This is a genomic window from Streptomyces sp. NPDC051136 (assembly GCF_044455745.1).
Classification (GTDB): Bacteria; Actinomycetota; Actinomycetes; order Streptomycetales; family Streptomycetaceae; genus Streptomyces.
Genome location: NZ_JBITFE010000002.1, coordinates 406,654 through 423,343, shown reverse-complemented (window position 1 = coordinate 423,343; position 16,690 = coordinate 406,654). Strand labels below are relative to the sequence as shown.

Below are 16,690 nucleotides of genomic sequence, written 5' to 3'. Positions count from 1 at the left end.
CTCACACCACCTCGTCCTCGTGCAGGCGGGCGCGCAGGGCCCGTACCGCCGTGTGCAGCCTGCTCTTGACCGTGCCCTCGGGGATGCCCAGCTCCTCGGCGATGTCGCGCACCGGCAGGTCGGCGTAGAAGCGCAGGACGAGGACCTGGCGCTGGGCGTCCGGCAACTCGTCCAGGCCCTGGGCGACGGCGAGGGACAGGACGCTGCTGTCCTCGTCTCCGGGGTGCTCCGTCTGGCGCAACGAGGCCAGGCGCTCCCCGAGCCGGTCCTGCCGGCGCCTGGCCCGGTGCCAGTCCATGGCCAGGTTCGAGGCGACCACGGCCGCCCACGCGGACACGTCGCGCGGAGCCTCGCGGCCACTGGCCGTTCGTTCCAGCAGCCGCAGGCGGACCTGCTGCACCCCGTCCGGCAGGTCCGTCTGCGGCACCCCGCCCAGCGCGAGCACCGCCCGCACCCGGCGTTCCTGTGCCGCGTCCAGGGGGTCGTCGCGCACGTCGTCCCCCTGGCCGCGGCGGGCCCTTCTGCGCAGCAAAGCCACCCCTCCCCGGGCACGTTTCCCCTACGACGCGCGAGCGGCCCGAAACGTTCGCCCGGGCGGCCGCCCTTCGGCGCGAGGCGTACGTCACATCGCCGTATGGGGCGGGAAGGGATGGGCAGGGGCGGAACAGCACAGCTTGCGGCGCGCGGGCCGGGCGACGGAATTTCTGCAGCTCAGCCGGGGTTCGTGCGCAAGGACCACACCCACTGTCCGAGCAGCCGCGTTCCGGAGTGCGGGCACACCGCGCAAAGGATTGGACAGGCGGGCCGGACTTCGCCCCATGATGGAAAAGTCTCGGCCGAGCAAAGCGCGCGTGAAGACACGCGCACAGACGGAGAAGGAGTCACCGTGAGGGTCGGAATCGTCGGAGCCACCGGTCAGGTGGGCACGGTCATGCGCAGGATCCTCACGGAGCGGAACTTCCCGGTCACCGAGCTGCGCCTGTTCGCCTCGGCGCGCAGCGCCGGCAAGGAGCTGGACGGCGTGACGGTGGAGGACGCGGCCACCGCCGACTACTCCGGCCTCGACATCGTGCTGTTCTCGGCGGGCGGCGCCACCTCCAAGGCACTGGCCGAAAAGGTCGCCTCGCAGGGCCCCGTCGTGATCGACAACTCCTCCGCCTGGCGCCGTGACCCCGAGGTCCCGCTGGTGGTCTCCGAGGTGAACCCGCACGCGGTCGCCGACCGTCCCAAGGGCATCATCGCCAACCCGAACTGCACCACGATGGCCGCGATGCCGGTGCTGCGCCCGCTGCACGCGGAGGCGGGCCTGGAGGCGCTCGTCGTCGCCACCTACCAGGCGGTGTCGGGCTCCGGCCTGGCCGGCGTGGACGAGCTGTTCGAGCAGGTCCAGAAGGTCGGCGCGGACGCCCCCAAGCTGACCCACGACGGTTCGGCCGTCGAGTTCCCCGAGCCGGAGAAGTACGTGGCGCCGATCGCGTACAACGTGCTGCCGATGGCCGGTTCCCTCGTCGACGACGGTCTGCACGAGACGGACGAGGAGCAGAAGCTCCGCAACGAGTCCCGCAAGATCCTGGAGATCCCGGAGCTCAAGGTGTCCGGCACCTGCGTGCGCGTGCCCGTCTTCAGCGGCCACTCCCTGCAGATCAACGCCCGTTTCGCCCGCCCGATCAGCGTGGCGCGCGCCAAGGAGCTGCTGGCCGGCGCCCCCGGCGTCGCGCTCACGGAGGTCCCCACGCCGCTGGAGGCGGCCGGTCAGGACCCGTCGTACGTGGGCCGCATCCGCCAGGACGAGACCGTGGACAACGGCCTCGCCCTGTTCGTCTCCAACGACAACCTGCGCAAGGGCGCGGCCCTGAACGCGGTGCAGATCGCGGAGCTGGTGGCCGCGGAGCTGACCGCCGACTAGGACGGCGCGCTTCCTCGGGGCGGTCACCCGGCAGGGGTGGCCGCCCTTCTGCGTGTGCGCCCCCTCGTTGCGGAGTACGACAATCCGCCCCGGTGGCCGTGCCGGTCGTGTGACGATCACGCCATGACGCAGATGACGAAGGGCGGCAACCTGCCCGTTCCCTCGGCCGCCCTCCAGGTGGCGGTGACGTGGCGGCAGGGCCCGGGCACCCCGGACGTGGACGTCTCGGCGCTGGTGCTGGACGCGACGGGCCGGGTCCGCTCGGACGCCGACCTCGTCTTCTACAACCAGCCGGCGCACCCGTCGGGCGCCGTGCGCCACCTGGGCAAGGGCCAGGGGGCCGACGGCACGGCCGCCGACTGGCTGTGGCTGGACCTCGCGGCCGTCGAACTCGGGATGGACCGGGTGGTGGTGGCCGCGTCCACCGACGCCGGGACGTTCGGGCAGGTGCCCTCGCTTGACGTCCGGGTCGCCCTGCCGCAGGGGCAGCCGATCGCGTCCTTCGCGGTCGGGGACGCTTCGGCGGAGACCGCCATCGTGTTCGGCGAGTTCTACCGCAGGAACGGCGGCTGGAAGTTCCGCGCGGTGGGGCAGGGGTACGCCTCGGGTCTCGCCGGGCTGGCGACGGACTTCGGCATCTCGGTCGCCGAGGACCCGCAGCCCGCAGCCGGCGTCCCGGCCCCTCCTCCCCCGCCGCTGCCTCCGGCCCCTCGGGCGGCTCCGGCTCCTCCGGCCCCTCCCGCCCCACCGGCTCACGCGGCGCCGGCCGCAGCGTCCTCCGCGGCCGCCGCGTCCTCCGCGTCCTTGCCGGCCGCGCCCGCCGGCCGCCTCGCGTCGGAGCAGGAGCTGTCCTTCCCCTCGTTCACCCACCAGGCCTCGGGCAAGCAGCGCGTCACCTGCCCGCCGAACCTGCCGCCCGGCGCACGCGTCGTCGTCGAGATCGAGTGCCGGGACAGCATCTCGGTGCACGTGGACTCCTGCGACGCGTACGGCCGCGCCGACCAGGACCTGTTGTCGGCGTACGAGGACGAGGTCCACGCCCGTACCGTCGCCACCGTCCCCGAGGACCGCCCGCTGACCCTGCTGGTGCGCGCGGACACGCCCTGGACGCTGCGGGTGCTGCCGCTCGCCCACGCCCGGCGCCTGGTGCACAGCCTCAACGGCCGGGGCCCGGACCTGCTGGTCTACGAGGGCCCCGCGGGCGTGCTGTCCTTCGTGCACCAGGGCGAGAGCAACTTCGCCGTCTGGCACCGCTTCACCTCGTCCGACCCGGACTGGCCCGGCGAGGAGGAGGACCTCCTCGTCAACGAGGTCGGCCGCGTCGACGTCCTGGCGCCCGTCACGGCACCGGGCATCCTGCGCATCGAGGCCGACGGCCCCTGGCGGGTCGGGGTGGGCGGCTGAGGCGGGCCGGGTCAGTCCCGGCGCACCTCGTAGAGGAAGCAGCCGTACTCGACGGCCCGGACGTGGACGAACGCCACCGCCGGGTCGCCGAGTGCTTCCCGAAGGGCGTACGCGAAGGCGCCGGGGTCCCCGATCAGCCGCCCGCCCAGGATGTGCCCGTCGGCGGAGTAGCGGCGCAGGACGCGGTGCGAGCCGGTGAAGGGGAGGCGGTCCGTGTCCGGCCCCGGGCACGCCTCGGCGTGCACGAAGACCGGGCCCTGCTCGTCGTAGGCGCCCGGGTCGGCGCCGGTCCTCGCCGCCCAGCGGCGCAGCGGGGCGTAGGAGACCAGCGTGATCCTCTCGCCGGCCCGGCTGTGGCGCAGGCAGCAGCGCAGGGGCGCGCCGCCCTCGTCGTCGGTCACGGGTGCGGGGGTGCGGCCCGCGTCGTCGGCGAGGCGCAGTTCCCGGAGGGTGGCCGCGGGGACGGGATGTGCGGTGTAGCCGTTCATGACCCCAGGCTCGCGCGGACGGGAGCCGGGCACCGGCGGGAAACGGACATCGCGTCCGGCGCGGATCACGTGGAAGGATGGCGCAACCCACACATAACGAGGAGATGACCGCGTGCCTGGCACAAACCTGACTCGCGAAGAGGCGCGGCAGCGGGCGACGCTGCTGACCGTTGACTCGTACGAGATCGATCTCGACCTCACCGGCGCGCAGGAGGGCGGCACCTACCGGTCCGCGACCACGGTGCGCTTCGACGTCGCCGAGGGCGGCGCGTCCTTCATCGACCTGGTGGCGCCGACGGTCCACGAGGTGACGCTGAACGGCGACTCCCTCGATCCCGCCGAGGTCTTCCGGGACTCCCGCATCGCCCTCGCGGAGCTGCTGCCGGGGCGCAACGTGCTGCGGGTGGTCGCCGACTGCGCGTACACCAACACCGGTGAGGGCCTGCACCGGTTCGTCGACCCGGTCGACGACCAGGCCTACCTCTACACCCAGTTCGAGGTGCCGGACGCGCGCCGCGTCTTCGCCAGCTTCGAGCAGCCGGACCTGAAGGCGACGTTCCAGTTCACCGTGCGGGCCCCCGAGGGCTGGACGGTCGTCTCCAACTCGCCGACCCCGGAACCCCAGGAGAACGTCTGGGTCTTCGAGCCGACCCCGCGCATCTCGTCGTACATCACGGCGCTGATCGTCGGCCCGTACCACTCGGTGCACAGCGTGTACGAGAAGGACGGCCAGTCGGTGCCGCTCGGCATCTACTGCCGTCCCTCGCTGGCCGAGCACCTCGACTCGGACGCGATCTTCGAGGTGACCCGGCAGGGCTTCGACTGGTTCCAGGGGAAGTTCGACTACCCGTACCCCTTCCAGAAGTACGACCAGCTCTTCGTGCCGGAGTTCAACGCGGGCGCGATGGAGAACGCGGGCGCGGTGACCATCCGCGACCAGTACGTGTTCCGCTCCAAGGTGACCGACGCCGCGTACGAGGCGCGGGCGGCGACGATCCTGCACGAGCTGGCGCACATGTGGTTCGGCGACCTGGTCACCATGGAGTGGTGGAACGACCTGTGGCTGAACGAGTCGTTCGCCACCTACGCCGAGGCCGCCTGCCAGGCCGACGCGCCCGGCTCGAAGTGGCCGCACTCGTGGACGACGTTCGCCAACCAGATGAAGACCTGGGCGTACCGGCAGGACCAGCTGCCGTCCACGCACCCGATCATGGCGGACATCAGCGACCTGGACGACGTGCTCGTCAACTTCGACGGCATCACGTACGCCAAGGGCGCCAGCGTGCTCAAGCAGCTCGTCGCCTACGTCGGTGAGGACGCGTTCTTCCGGGGCGTGCAGGCGTACTTCAAGCGCCACGCCTTCGGCAACACCCGGCTGTCCGACCTGCTGGGCGCTCTGGAGGAGACCTCGGGGCGCGATCTGAAGACCTGGTCGAAGGCGTGGCTGGAGACGGCCGGCATCAACGTGCTGCGCCCGGAGATCGAGACGGACGCGAACGGTGTCGTCACGTCCTTCGCCATCCGCCAGGAGGCCCCGGCGCTCCCGGCCGGCGCCAAGGGTGAGCCGACCCTGCGCCCGCACCGCATCGCGATCGGCGCCTACGACCTCGACGGCGACGGCAAGCTGGTGCGCGGGGACCGCGTCGAGCTGGACGTGGACGGCGAGCTGACGGCCGTACCGGCGCTGGTCGGCAAGGCCCGCCCGGCGGTGCTGCTCCTGAACGACGACGACCTGTCGTACGCGAAGGTCCGCCTGGACGAGCAGTCCCTCGCGGTGGTCACCGAGCACCTGGGCGACTTCACCGAGTCGCTGCCGCGCGCCCTGTGCTGGGCGTCGGCGTGGGACATGACCCGCGACGGGGAGCTGGCGACCCGCGACTACCTGTCGCTGGTGCTGTCCGGCATCGGCAAGGAGTCCGACATCGGTGTCGTGCAGTCGCTGCACCGCCAGGTGAAGTTGGCCATCGACCAGTACGCCGCCCCCACCGCCCGCGAGACGCTGCTCACCCGCTGGACCGAGGCCACGCTGGCCCACCTGCGGGCCGCCGAGGCGGGCAGCGACCACCAGCTGGCGTGGGCGCGGGCCTTCGCGGCGACGGCCAGGACGCCGGAACAGCTGGACCTGCTCGACGCCCTGCTCGACGGCAGGCAGACGGTCGAGGGCCTGGCCGTCGACACCGAGCTGCGCTGGGCGTTCGTGCAGCGTCTCGCGGCCGTGGGCCGGTTCGGCGGTTCGGAGATCGCCGCCGAGTACGAGCGGGACAGGACCGCCGCCGGTGAGCGCCACGCGGCCACCGCGCGGGCCGCCCGCCCGACCGAGGCGGCCAAGGCGGAGGCGTGGGAGTCGGTCGTGGAGTCCGACAAGCTGCCCAACGCCGTCCAGGAGGCGGTCATCGCCGGCTTCGTGCAGACCGACCAGCGCGAGCTGCTGGCGGCGTACACGGAGCGGTACTTCGAGGCGCTGGAAGGCGTCTGGGAGTCCCGTTCGCACGAGATGGCCCAGCAGATCGCGGTCGGCCTGTACCCGGCGGTGCAGGTGTCCCGGGAGACCCTGGAGCGCACGGACGCGTGGCTGGCCTCCGCCGGTCCGAACGCGGCCCTGCGCCGGCTGGTCTCGGAGTCCCGCGCGGGCGTGGAGCGCGCCCTGAAGGCCCAGGCGGCCGACGCGGCGGCGGCCGAGTAGGCGGTACGCCCCCCGAGGGGCGTCCGGCGCCGCGTGCCGCGCCGGGCGCCCCTCGCGCGTCCCGGTGCGGCGGGCCGTCGTGTGGGCGGCGGCGTCCGGGAGCGGGCCCAGTCGGGTCCGGGCGCGCCGCACGCGCGCGATCCGCGCCGTAGGGTCGGCCGGTCGCTCCCGCCGGAGGGTCCCTGTACGCCGGCCGAGCGCCTACCCGGTGCCCGGCGGGGCCTGCGGTCCGTCGGAGCGGGGTGTGGCGGATCCGCGCAGCGCGTCCAGCACCCTGGCCACCGCGGTGCCCTCCTCCGCGCCCCTGCGCACGGCCGCCACAACGTGCCGGACGGGGCGGTCGGCGCGCAGTTCGCGCATCACCACCCCGGCCCGGGGCACGGCCGCCATGCGCGGCACCAGGGCGACGCCCATGCCCGCCTCGACCATGGCGAGGATCGCGGGCCAGCCGGCCGCCGCGTGGCCCTGGTGCGGCCGGAACCCGGCGGCCTCGCAGGCGCCGCGGGTGATGTCGGACCAGGGCCCGCTGCCGCCGAAGATCCACGGTTCGGCGGCGAGGTCGGCCAGCCGCAGCGGCTCCGCGCGGGCCAGCGGATGGCCGCCGGGCAGGGCGACGTCCAGCGGGTCGGCGAGCAGCGGGACGCGGGTGAAGCGCGCGTCGGCGGCGCTCGGTGCCTGCGCGGCCAGCGACAGCGCGAGGTCGACGTCCCCGGCGGCCAGCAGCTCGTACGCCTCCTGCGCCTCGGCCTCCCGCACCCGCACCGTGATCCCGGGGTGCGTGGCGCGCAGGGCGACGACGGCCGGGACGACGAGGGCGGGCACGGCGGTGGAGAAGGCGCCGACCCGGACCTCGCCCGCCTCACCCCGCACGTGGGCCGCCAGCTCGGCGTCGGCGCGCTCCAGTTGCTCGAACACCGCCTCCGCGTGCCGCAGCACCAGCCGGGCCGCGTCCGTCAGCCGGACCCGTCTGCCCTGCGCCCGGAGCAGCTCCACGCCGAGCTGTCGGGAGAGGTTGGTCAGCTGCTGGGACACGGCGGACGGCGTCATGTGCAGCGCCTCGGCCGTCGCCGTCACCGTGCCCCTCTCCCGCAGCGTGCGCAGGATCTGCAGCTTGCGGATGTCCCAGTCGGCCATGGCGGCAACCTACCCGCGGGCCCCCGCGCCGAGGACGACGCCGGTGAGGATCAGCGCCATGCAGCCCGCCTGCGTCCAGCCGGTCGGTTCGGCGAGCAGGGCCCAGGACAGCAGGGCGACGCACACCGGCTGGAGGTAGTAGACGACTCCGGCACGGGACGGGCCGATCAGGGAGATCGCCTTGTTCCAGGCGAAGAAGGCGACGGCGGAGGAGGCGACGCCGACGTACAGGAGCGGCCAGACGGTGCCCGGCGTCGGGTGGAAGCCGCCCTGGACGGCGAGGCTGACGCCCTGGGCGGGGAGCAGCAGGACCGTGCCGAACAGGAACGTGGTGAAGAGGAAGCCGACCCCGTCCAGCCCCTCGGGCCTGCGCCGCAGCAGGGCGCTGTACGACCCGAAGCAGCAGGCGGCGGCGATCATCCACAGGTCGCCGGCCGAGAAGGACGCCCCGTCCCCGCCGACGAGCAGCAGCACGCCCGCGCAGGCGACGACCAGCCCGGCGATCCGGCGGGCGCCGAGCCGGACGCCGCCCGCCCGTTCCCACAGGGCCATCAGCACCGGCGACGCCGCCATGATCATGCCCATGTTGGCGGCGGGTGTGGTGACGCCGGCCTGGTTGACCAGGGTGTTGTAGACGGTGACGCCGAGCAGGGAGGCGAGGACCACGAAGCCGAGGTGGCGCCGGATCAGCGCGCGCTGCCGCCAGGCCCGCCGGGCCCCGAAGGGGGCGACGACGGCGAGGGCCACCACCCAGCGCCAGAACGCGTGCTGGACGGGCGGCACGCTGTCCCCGAGGGCCCGCGAGGTGACGAAGCTGCCGGACCAGACGAGGGTGGCGAGCACGGCGAGCGCGAGTCCGGCGGCGACGGGCCCCGTCGGCCGCGCGGCGACGGGGCCGACGGTGGAGGGCGCGGTCGACGGTGCGGGAGAGGGCGCGGAGGCTTCGGCGGGGTGGGCGGCGGTGCGTCGGGCGGCGGTGGCCACGAAGGTCCTTTCCTGGTCGGGGGCTCGGCGTGGCTACCGTCGCAGTGCCTGACCCGTCAGGTCCATCGAATCTTTACGACCGTTCTGTGAAGCAGAACTGAAAGGTGCGGCCTCACGGCGACCGTGCGCCCGCGCGGCCGGGGCCACCGCGACCACCCGCGGGCGCGCCGCCGCCTGCCCCGCGAGAGTCGCCCCGAACGCCAGCGCCATCCCCGCCAGCTGCACCGGGCCGAGCGCCTCCCCCAGCACCGCCCAGCCGATCACGGCGGCGGTCAGCGGCGAGAGCGGCCCGAGGAAGGTGACCTGGGTGGCGGAGAGCCGGCCGATGCCGCGGAACCAGAGCCAGTACGCCAACGCCGTGTTGGCCAGCGCGAGGTAGAGGTAGCCGCCGACCGCCGGACCGTCCAGGGCGGGCGGGGCCCCCTCGACGAGGAGGGCGACCGGCGCGAGGAGCAGGCCGCCCGCGGTCAGCTGCCAGGCGGTGAGGGCGAGCGGTCCGACGCCGTCGGGGCGGCCCCAGCGCTTGGTGAGCACGGTGCCCAGGGACATGGACGCGGTGGCGGCGACGGCCGCGAGGACGCCGATCGCGTCCAGTCCGCCGGCCGCCTCCAGCACCACCAGACTGACGCCGAACGCGGCGGCGACCGCGGTGAGCACGGACCGGGTGGTGGGCCGCTGCCCGAGCAGCAGGGCCGAGAGGGCGACGACGAGGAGCGGGCCGATCGAGCCGACGACGGCCGCCATCCCGCCGGGCATCCGGTAGGCGGAGAGGAACAGCAACGGGAAGAAGGCGCCGATGTTCAGCGCGCCCAGCACCGCCGCCTTCCCCCACCAGACACCGCGCGGCAGCACCCGGGCGAGGGCGAGCAGCAGCAGTCCGGCGGGCAGGGCGCGCATCAGCCCGGTGAACAGGGGCCGGTCGGCCGGCAGGAACTCGGTGGTCACGGCGTAGGTGGTGCCCCAGGAGACGGGGGCGAGGGCGGTGAGCGCGATGACGGTGGGACGGGTGGCGGCCATGGGGACACCCTTCGGGATCGGGAGAAGCCCAGCAGAAGCTCGGCAATAAGTAGCTTACTTCTAAGCAAGTTTCCGTCAAGCTACTTTCTTGCGGCCGAGTGGAATCGCGCCGATACTCGTCCCATGACTGAACCCCGCAGGGACCCCGTCGACGCGATCATCGACCAGTGGGCGGCGGTCCGGCCCGACCTGGACACCGCGGCCATGGAGGTGTTCGGCCGGGTCTTCCGGCTGGCGCGGGCGATGGGCGACCAGATGGAGCAGGCGTACGCGCGCTTCGGCATCTCGCGCGGTGAGTTCGACGCCCTGGCCACCCTGCGCCGCTCCGGCGAGCCGTACACGCTCTCGCCGCGGCAGCTCTCGGCCACGCTGATGCTCACCACCGGCGGCATGACCGGCCGGCTGGACAAGCTGGAGCGGGCGGGCCTGGTGCGCCGCTCCCCGGACCCGCACGACCGCCGGGGACTCCAGGTCACCCTCACCGAGCGCGGGCTGGAGCTGATCGACGAGGCGGTCGGCGCGGGCCTGGACGCCCAGACCGAGGCACTGGGCTCACTCGACCCGGAGCGGGCCGGTCAGCTGGCCGACCTGCTGCGGGACCTGCTGGCCGGTACCGAGCAGTAACGCCGGCCCGCACCAACGCCCGAGGGCGCCGTCCCCGTCCACGTACGGCGGGTGCGCGTACGTGCGGCGGGGGCGGCGCCCTCGGTGGAGCTGGGGCGGACGGCCGGGCGGGAGGTCAGGCCTTCGCGCCGACCTCGGCCTTGGCCTTCGGCTTCGAGCCGGGGGTCGACACCCGGTGGTCCGGGTGGGACCGGTCCAGGACCATGACCAGGCCCGCGATGATCGCGAACAGCGCGATCGGGGCCAGGACGTAGAGGCCCAGCGTCTCGACGACGCTCAGGCCGGTGCCGGGGTCGTCGCCGTCGTCGCGGGTCAGCGCGAGCGCGGGGGACGACATGAGCAGCATCATCAGCGTCGTACCGGCTGCCAGGGCGCCGGCGCGCAGGGCGTTCTTCTTGTCCACGGTGCCAAGTTAGCGAACGGTCCCGGTGACCGCGCGCCCGGGGTGCCCGTACGGGGCCCGCGGGCGCGCGGCCCGGCCGCGCCGCTCAGCCGTCCCGGGCGCCGCCGCGCTCCCGTACGACGTCGATCAGGGCGTGCAGGCGCGGCGAGGCGGCCAGGTCCTCCAGCGTCACCGGGCGCCCCTCGGCGTCTGCGACGGGCAGTCGCCAGTTCGGGTACTGGTCCCAGGTGCCCGGCAGGTTCTGCGGCCGGCGGTCGCCGACGGCGTCGGGGAGCCAGATGCCGACCATCCGGGCGGGGGTGCGCAGCAGGAAGCGGTGCACGGCCTGGATCTCCGCCTCCTCGGCCGGGGTCCCGGTGTCCCCGCCGGTGCCGTGCAGCAGCCCGAGCCGGGCCAGGACCTCCAGCCACTCGGCGGTGTCCGCCGACGCCTCGGCGCGCTCCTCCTCCAACGGGCGGGTCAGCAGGCCGAGCCGATGGCGGAGTTCGACGTGTTCGCCGGTGAGACGGGCGGCGGTGGACGGCAGGTCGTGGGTGGTGGCGGTGGCCAGGCAGTCGGCGCGCCACCGCTCGGGCGGCAGGGGGCCGCCGTCGCCGGTCCAGTCCCGCTCGAACCACAGCACCGACGTGCCCAGCACCCCGCGCTCGCGCAGCGCCTCGCGCACGCCGGGCTCCACGGTGCCCAGGTCCTCGCCTATCACGACGGCTCCGGCCCGTCCGGCCTCCAGGACGAGGACGGCGAGCATCGCCTCGGCGTCGTAGTGGACGTAGGTGCCCTCGGTGGGCGGGCGTCCCTCGGGGACCCACCAGAGCCGGAACAGGCCCATGACGTGGTCCACGCGCAGGGCTCCGGCGTAGCGGAAGAGGCCGCGCAGCAGCGCCCGGAACGGCGCGTACCCGCCCTCCGCCAGGCGGTCGGGGCGCCACGGCGGCAGGCCCCAGTCCTGACCGAGGGCGTTGAAGGCGTCCGGCGGTGCGCCCACCGACATCCCGGCGGCGTAGTACCGCTGCTGGGCCCAGGAGTCGGCGCCGCGCGGGTGCACGCCGACGGCCAGGTCGTGGACGATTCCGACCGGCATGCCCGCCTCGCGGGCGGTGCGCTGCGCGGCGGTCAGCTGGGTGTCGGTGAGCCAGGTGAGCCGCGCGTGGAAGTCGACGCGGTCCATCAGCTCGGTGCGGGCGCGGTCGGTGTCGGCCGAGCGCGGGTCGCGCAGCCCCTCGGGCCACCGGTGCCAGTCGGGGCCGTGGACCTCGGCGAGGGCGCACCAGGTCGCGTGGTCCTCCAGCGCGGTGCCCTGTTCGGCGAGGTAGTCGCAGTAGGCGGCGCGGCGGCCGGGCCCGAGGGGGACCTCGTGCAGCAGTTCCAGGGCCTCGCGCTTCAGCTCCCACACCGCGTCCCGGTCGATGAGGGCGCCCTTCTCCAGCACGCCCGCGCGCAGTCGCGCGGCCCGCTCCCGCAGGGCCCGGGCCCGCTCGGGGTCGGTGACGTACGCGTACTCGGGCACGTCCTCGATCCGCAGGTGCACGGGATCGGGGAAGCGCCGCGAGGAGGGCCGGTAGGGGGAGGGGTCGGTGGGCGCGCCGGGCACCGCCGCGTGCAGCGGGTTGACCTGCACGAATCCGGCGCCGAGGGACCGTCCGGCCCAGCCGGCCAGCTCACCGAGGTCGCCGAGGTCGCCCATGCCCCAGGAGCGGCGGGACAGCAGGGAGTAGAGCTGGACGAGGAGCCCGTGGGCGCGGACGCCGGGGGCGGGCAGCCGGGCCGGCGCGACGATCAGGTGGGCCTCGGCGCTCCGGCCGTCGGGCGCGGTGGCGGTCAGCCGGTGGACGCCCGGCGGGAGCGGTCCGGCTCCGTCGAGGCGCTCGCCCTGCTCGGTGTCCACGCGCAGCCGGGTGCCCGGCGGGAGTGCGGCCAGCGCGGCCGGCGTGGCACCGCCTTCCCAGCTCACGACGGTGGGCGGCAGCAGGCGCGCGCGCAGCTCGTCCTCGCGGGCGGTGAGGGAGGTCCGTACGGCCGCGGGGGTGCTCGCGTCCACGCCGAGGGCGGCCAGCGCGAGGGTGACGGCGGCGGCCGAGGCCGGGACGGTGCGGTCCGGGGAGGGGCGGTAGGAGGTGGCGACGCCGTGCAGGGCGGCGAGCCTGGTCAGATCCTCGGGAAGGTCTTCGGCGGGGGGCTCGGCCGACCGGTCTGCGGGCATCTGCTTCCTCTACGACCTCGTGGATTCCGGGACGGCGAAGGAGGGGCCGCCCTGCTCCGGCACGTCGGCCGTGAGTTCGGGCGAGGACTCGCTGGTCAGCGGTACGGCGTCGGCGAACGGCGACTCGCTGGTGAGGGGCTCGGCGTCGGGCAGCGGCGGTTCGCTGGTCAGCGGGGTCTCGGCACAGCTGCCGGTGGCGCCGAAGACGCAGTAGTGCGGGGTCTCGGAGGCGGCGGAGGGCTCTGACCAGGGGGTGGACGGCTCCGCCACGGGTTTGGAAGGGGCCGGGAGCAGGAGGAGTGCAGCCACGGGAGTCTCCTTTGTTGCGACGGTTGTCGGGTTATGGCAGCCCTACCCAGTCGGGGCCGACGCAGACATGGAACGGCCGACAACGTGCGCCTCGTCACATTGTCGCCCGGGTGGCCGTTCCTCGCCCACCGCTCACCCGAACGGGCGAACCACAGGTGAACTTTCGGGCGAGCGGGCGTCAAACGGAACATTTCACGGGGGCAAACGGAACATTCCCCGACCTTCGCGAAATCCACTCCGGCAAAAAACGCCCAAGGCGATCCATGCGGCCCGAACCGCAGCCAATCATCGGCAGGAAATTCGAAGTTGCCCGGCCGGTAACCGCTGCGCTAGATTCCAGTCGCCGGGGCAACAGCCCCCGCGCTCACGGGGGGTGGGGGGAACACTATGCATTTCGCTTCACATATACCTACCCATTCCCCAAAGGGGAGGATAGTTATCATGAAGCGCAGTGCCCGTATTTCTTTGGTGACCGGTTCGGCAGCCGTGATCACGCTCGCCCTGGCCCCGATCGCCGAGGCCAACTGGAGCAGCTCGATCACGGCCGCCAGCGCGTCCTTCGAGTCCCGCCGCTGGTCGGACGAGCTGTACTCGCAGGTGCAGTTCACCGGTTGCACCACGGACGGCTCGAAGAGCACCGACGTGCAGATATGGAACGACATCTCGCTGCAGCCGGACGAGTCGTACGACAACAAGACGTTCACCGCCTGCTTCAACGGCGGGACCAGCAACGGAGAGTGGACCGACCTGCCGTCCGGCAAGCGGAACTACTACTTCAAGATCATGAAGATCGGCGGCTCCACCTTCGGCCCGCAGCTGAGCGTGCGCAGCGTCACCGTCGACACCACCAAGGCCGACGGCTGATCCAGCTCGAAAGGGGCGCCCCGTCCGGGGCGCCCCCGCCCCGGCCCGAAACGTGGTCAGTGAGAAACCATGAAATTCAGCACCAGCTTGCGCAGCGGTAGCGTCCGATGGGCCGGGCCGATCGTCCTGGCCCTTACTCTTCTTTATTATCTGGTGGGCGAAACGGCCCCCCTTTCCAGCTACCACAATTACGCGCCGAGCATTGTCGCGGAGCCCCTCAAAACGCTTTACGCGTTGGCCTACGCGACGGCCGCCGCATTGTCCTGCTGGGAAAGCGGACGCCTGCGGAACGCCCGTGTTCTGGCGCTGGCGCCGGCGCGTTCGAGATACCGCATCGCTTTCAACGCCGTCGCCCCCGTGATCGTGCTGTCCTGGCTGGTGCTGCTCCTGCCCGCGGCGGTGTCGCTGGCGCGCTCGGCGACGCTGCCCACGCTCGACGGGCTGCGGCTGCCGCTCGCCGGGCTGGTCCTGTGCGTCGCGCACGCCGTCCTCGGGTTCGCCGTCGGCTGCTGGGTGCCCCGCGTCATCGCCACCCCGATCGTGGCCGTGGCCGACTGGATCACCGTCGCCTTCACCCGTGCCGTGCTGCCGTACTGGCCCCGCCACGTCTCCGGGCAGTTCGGGAGCGTCGGATACGGCGAGGTGCCGGACCTGGTCACGGCGGCGGTGCCGGTGCTGCTGGCCGGGGGCGTCGCCGTGGGTCTGCTGGTGCTCTGGCTGCCCTTCGGCCCGCGGACCGTGCGGGCCGTCGTCGCGGCCGCGCTCGCCGTGACCGGTGTCCTGGGCGCCTACCGCACCGCGTCGGGATGGTCCGCCACACCGCCGCTGACCAGCGGGAACGTCGCGATGGCCTGTGCCGGCCAGGCGCCCCGCATGTGCGTCCCCGAGTTCGACGCGCGGGGCCTGCCGCAGGTCCAGCGCGAGACCGCGAAGGCACTGGCCGTGCTGCGCGAGGCCGGAGCGACCGAGGCGAGGCCGGCGCTGATCACCGACAGCTACGCCGACGGGCGCCTGCACAGGCCGTCCACGGACACCGAGTGGCGCATGATCCTCGCCGGTTCGGTGGGCAGCGGCGACGCCACGTACCGCATCGTCATACGCTCCCTGCACTTCCGCTGCGAGCAGGTCCCCGCGCGCGACGCGCACGCGGCCTGGCTGTGGGCGGCCGTCAAGACGGACCAGGAGGACGCGTACCGCGAGCGGCGGAAGCAGGAGGGCCGGGACCTCTTGGCGACGGAGCTGGAGAAGCAGGTGCGGACCGAGGTCGACAAGGTGCTGGCGCAGCCGGCGGCGGAACAGTCCCGGTGGATCGGGCGGATGCTCGACAGCTGTCAGGCGAAGACCTCGTGAGGTGGTGGTTCAGGGCCCGCCGGGGACACCAGCTGCTCCCCCTCGCGCTCCTGGTCTTCGCCGCCGCGCTCTACGCGGTGCAGGGCACCACGGTGCTGCTGCCCTCCATCACCGGCGCCCCCCGGGTGGCGCTGTCGATGTTCGTCCCCGTCCCCCTGTTCGCCTGTCTGATGGCGGCGCTCGAGTCCCGGTTGCCCGCGGCCGAGGTCTCCGGGGTGCGCTCGCTGACCCGGCTCGACAACCTGCTCGTGCTCGCGGTCGTCGGCGCCGCGGTGCTGTGCAGCGCCCTGGTGGCCGTCGCCGAGGGCAGCAGCGGGGCCGTGGCCGGCGGGCGCAACGCGGCCTTCCTGACCGGGCTGATGCTGCTCGGACGGGCGTGGACCGGCCAGTCCGCGGTGATGATCCCGGTGGGGTGGCTGGTCACCGTCGTGGTCGTCGGGTTCCGCGGGAACGTCCCGCACCTGTGGACCGTCGTGGCGCTCCCCGCGGACAACCTGTTCGCGGCGGGCGCCTCCGTGCTTGTGCTCGCCATCGGCCTAGCCGCCCAGATCCGTTCGTCGAGGAAGACAGCGTGACACTCGAACTCAGCAACTGCACCTACGGCTACCGGCGCTGGAAGCAGCCCGTGCTGCGGGACTTCTCGTACGCCCTGCCGGACGGCCTCACCGTCCTGCTCGGCCCCAACGGCGCCGGCAAGTCCACCCTGCTGAAGCTGGCGGCCTCGGTGAACCGGCCGCAGCGGGGACGGGTGACGCTGGACGGCGGTCCGGCCGGCACCGCCTCCTACCGGCAGGCGGTGGCGTGGATGCCGCAGGACATCGTGCCCATGCCCACCCTGACCGCGCGCGAGTACGTCGCCTACATCGGCTGGCTCAAGGGCATGAACCGCGCCGAGGCCTGGCAGCAGGCCCGCCGGGCGCTCGGCCGGGTGAACCTGGCCGACCAGGCGGGCACCCGCACGAGCCGGCTCTCCGGCGGTCAGCTGCGGCGGGTCGGTGTCGCGGGCGCCCTGGTGCACAACGCGCGGGTCCTGCTCCTCGACGAGCCCACCGCCGGTATGGACCCCTACCAGCGCCGGGTCTTCCGGGACATCCTGCGCACGCTCACCGCCGACGTGCGCGTCCTGCTGTCCACCCACGACGTGGCGGACCTCGCCGAGGAGGCCGACCACGTGACGGTCATGTACGGCGGCAGCGTCCTGCACCACGGCGACACCGACAGCTTCCTGACGCACACCCCGCCGGGGACCGTGGAAGGGCGCGCGGCGGAGGCGGCGTACACCGCGCTGCTGCGCGACCGCGGAGTGGCCGCCTGACGTGCGAAGGCC

16 protein-coding genes are annotated in these 16,690 nt (G+C 73.6%); 8 read left to right on the top strand and 8 right to left on the bottom strand.

The window, feature by feature from the left end; all coding sequences use genetic code 11:
- Position 1: 1 nt before the first annotated feature.
- Complete coding sequence (locus ACIBCJ_RS07470) at positions 2-538, bottom strand: sigma-70 family RNA polymerase sigma factor (protein WP_362095158.1); 537 nt, start codon at positions 536-538, stop codon at positions 2-4.
- A gap of 348 nt (positions 539-886) precedes the next feature.
- Between ACIBCJ_RS07470 and ACIBCJ_RS07465 the strand changes: the two genes are divergently transcribed.
- On the top strand, positions 887-1,906 hold the full coding sequence (locus ACIBCJ_RS07465) for an aspartate-semialdehyde dehydrogenase (RefSeq protein ID WP_365979100.1): 1,020 nt from the start codon (positions 887-889) through the stop codon (positions 1,904-1,906).
- A 123-nt stretch (positions 1,907-2,029) separates the two neighbouring features.
- Complete coding sequence (locus ACIBCJ_RS07460) at positions 2,030-3,310, top strand: TerD family protein (RefSeq protein WP_365979099.1); 1,281 nt, start codon at positions 2,030-2,032, stop codon at positions 3,308-3,310.
- Positions 3,311-3,321: 11 nt separating this feature from the next.
- On the opposite strand, the gene ACIBCJ_RS07455 is transcribed toward ACIBCJ_RS07460, so the two are convergent.
- The gene (locus ACIBCJ_RS07455) at positions 3,322-3,798 is read right to left on the bottom strand and encodes a DUF1203 domain-containing protein (protein ID WP_362095149.1); all 477 of its coding nucleotides are present in this window, start codon (positions 3,796-3,798) and stop codon (positions 3,322-3,324) included.
- Between the two features lie 112 nt (positions 3,799-3,910).
- On the opposite strand from ACIBCJ_RS07455, the gene pepN reads away from it, so the two are divergent.
- Positions 3,911-6,481, top strand: a complete 2,571-nt coding sequence (gene pepN / locus ACIBCJ_RS07450) for an aminopeptidase N (protein ID WP_365979098.1) — start codon at positions 3,911-3,913, stop codon at positions 6,479-6,481.
- Between the two features lie 201 nt (positions 6,482-6,682).
- Here the strand turns inward: pepN and ACIBCJ_RS07445 are convergent, their stop codons facing one another.
- From ACIBCJ_RS07445 to ACIBCJ_RS07435, 3 genes are read right to left on the bottom strand one after another with little or no spacing between them, the layout of a single operon-like run.
- Entirely contained in the window at positions 6,683-7,615 is a 933-nt protein-coding gene (locus ACIBCJ_RS07445; protein WP_365979097.1) for a LysR family transcriptional regulator, read from the bottom strand.
- A gap of 9 nt (positions 7,616-7,624) precedes the next feature.
- Positions 7,625-8,599: a DMT family transporter gene (locus ACIBCJ_RS07440; RefSeq protein ID WP_362504028.1), complete on the bottom strand. Its 975-nt coding sequence runs from the start codon at positions 8,597-8,599 to the stop codon at positions 7,625-7,627.
- Positions 8,600-8,632: 33 nt separating this feature from the next.
- On the bottom strand, positions 8,633-9,616 hold the full coding sequence (locus tag ACIBCJ_RS07435) for an EamA family transporter (protein ID WP_365979096.1): 984 nt from the start codon (positions 9,614-9,616) through the stop codon (positions 8,633-8,635).
- Positions 9,617-9,739: 123 nt separating this feature from the next.
- Between ACIBCJ_RS07435 and ACIBCJ_RS07430 the strand changes: the two genes are divergently transcribed.
- Positions 9,740-10,240, top strand: a complete 501-nt coding sequence (locus ACIBCJ_RS07430) for a MarR family transcriptional regulator (RefSeq protein WP_365979095.1) — start codon at positions 9,740-9,742, stop codon at positions 10,238-10,240.
- 115 nt (positions 10,241-10,355) lie between these two features.
- Here the strand turns inward: ACIBCJ_RS07430 and ACIBCJ_RS07425 are convergent, their stop codons facing one another.
- The 3 genes from ACIBCJ_RS07425 to ACIBCJ_RS07415 form a co-directional block, all read right to left on the bottom strand.
- Positions 10,356-10,643 carry a hypothetical protein gene (locus ACIBCJ_RS07425; RefSeq protein WP_365979094.1) on the bottom strand — a complete coding sequence of 96 codons (288 nt, stop codon included), beginning with the start codon at positions 10,641-10,643 and terminating at the stop codon, positions 10,356-10,358.
- Between the two features lie 85 nt (positions 10,644-10,728).
- Positions 10,729-12,840 (bottom strand): 4-alpha-glucanotransferase, encoded by a 2,112-nt coding sequence (malQ, locus tag ACIBCJ_RS07420; RefSeq protein ID WP_365979093.1) that lies wholly within the window; start codon positions 12,838-12,840, stop codon positions 10,729-10,731.
- A gap of 9 nt (positions 12,841-12,849) precedes the next feature.
- Complete coding sequence (locus ACIBCJ_RS07415) at positions 12,850-13,149, bottom strand: hypothetical protein (RefSeq protein ID WP_133885689.1); 300 nt, start codon at positions 13,147-13,149, stop codon at positions 12,850-12,852.
- A 441-nt stretch (positions 13,150-13,590) separates the two neighbouring features.
- On the opposite strand from ACIBCJ_RS07415, the gene ACIBCJ_RS07410 reads away from it, so the two are divergent.
- The 4 genes from ACIBCJ_RS07410 (at position 13,591) to ACIBCJ_RS07395 (ending at position 16,678) form a co-directional block, all read left to right on the top strand.
- On the top strand, positions 13,591-14,013 hold the full coding sequence (locus ACIBCJ_RS07410) for a hypothetical protein (RefSeq protein WP_133885688.1): 423 nt from the start codon (positions 13,591-13,593) through the stop codon (positions 14,011-14,013).
- Positions 14,014-14,370: 357 nt separating this feature from the next.
- Positions 14,371-15,363 carry a hypothetical protein gene (locus tag ACIBCJ_RS07405; protein WP_365979092.1) on the top strand — a complete coding sequence of 331 codons (993 nt, stop codon included), beginning with the start codon at positions 14,371-14,373 and terminating at the stop codon, positions 15,361-15,363.
- Positions 15,360-15,938, top strand: coding sequence for a hypothetical protein (locus tag ACIBCJ_RS07400; RefSeq protein WP_362504013.1), 579 nt, complete (start codon positions 15,360-15,362; stop codon positions 15,936-15,938). The genes ACIBCJ_RS07405 and ACIBCJ_RS07400 overlap by 4 nt, the downstream gene beginning before the upstream one ends.
- Positions 15,935-16,678 carry an ATP-binding cassette domain-containing protein gene (locus tag ACIBCJ_RS07395; RefSeq protein WP_365979091.1) on the top strand — a complete coding sequence of 248 codons (744 nt, stop codon included), beginning with the start codon at positions 15,935-15,937 and terminating at the stop codon, positions 16,676-16,678. The genes ACIBCJ_RS07400 and ACIBCJ_RS07395 overlap by 4 nt, the downstream gene beginning before the upstream one ends.
- Positions 16,679-16,690: the final 12 nt, after the last annotated feature.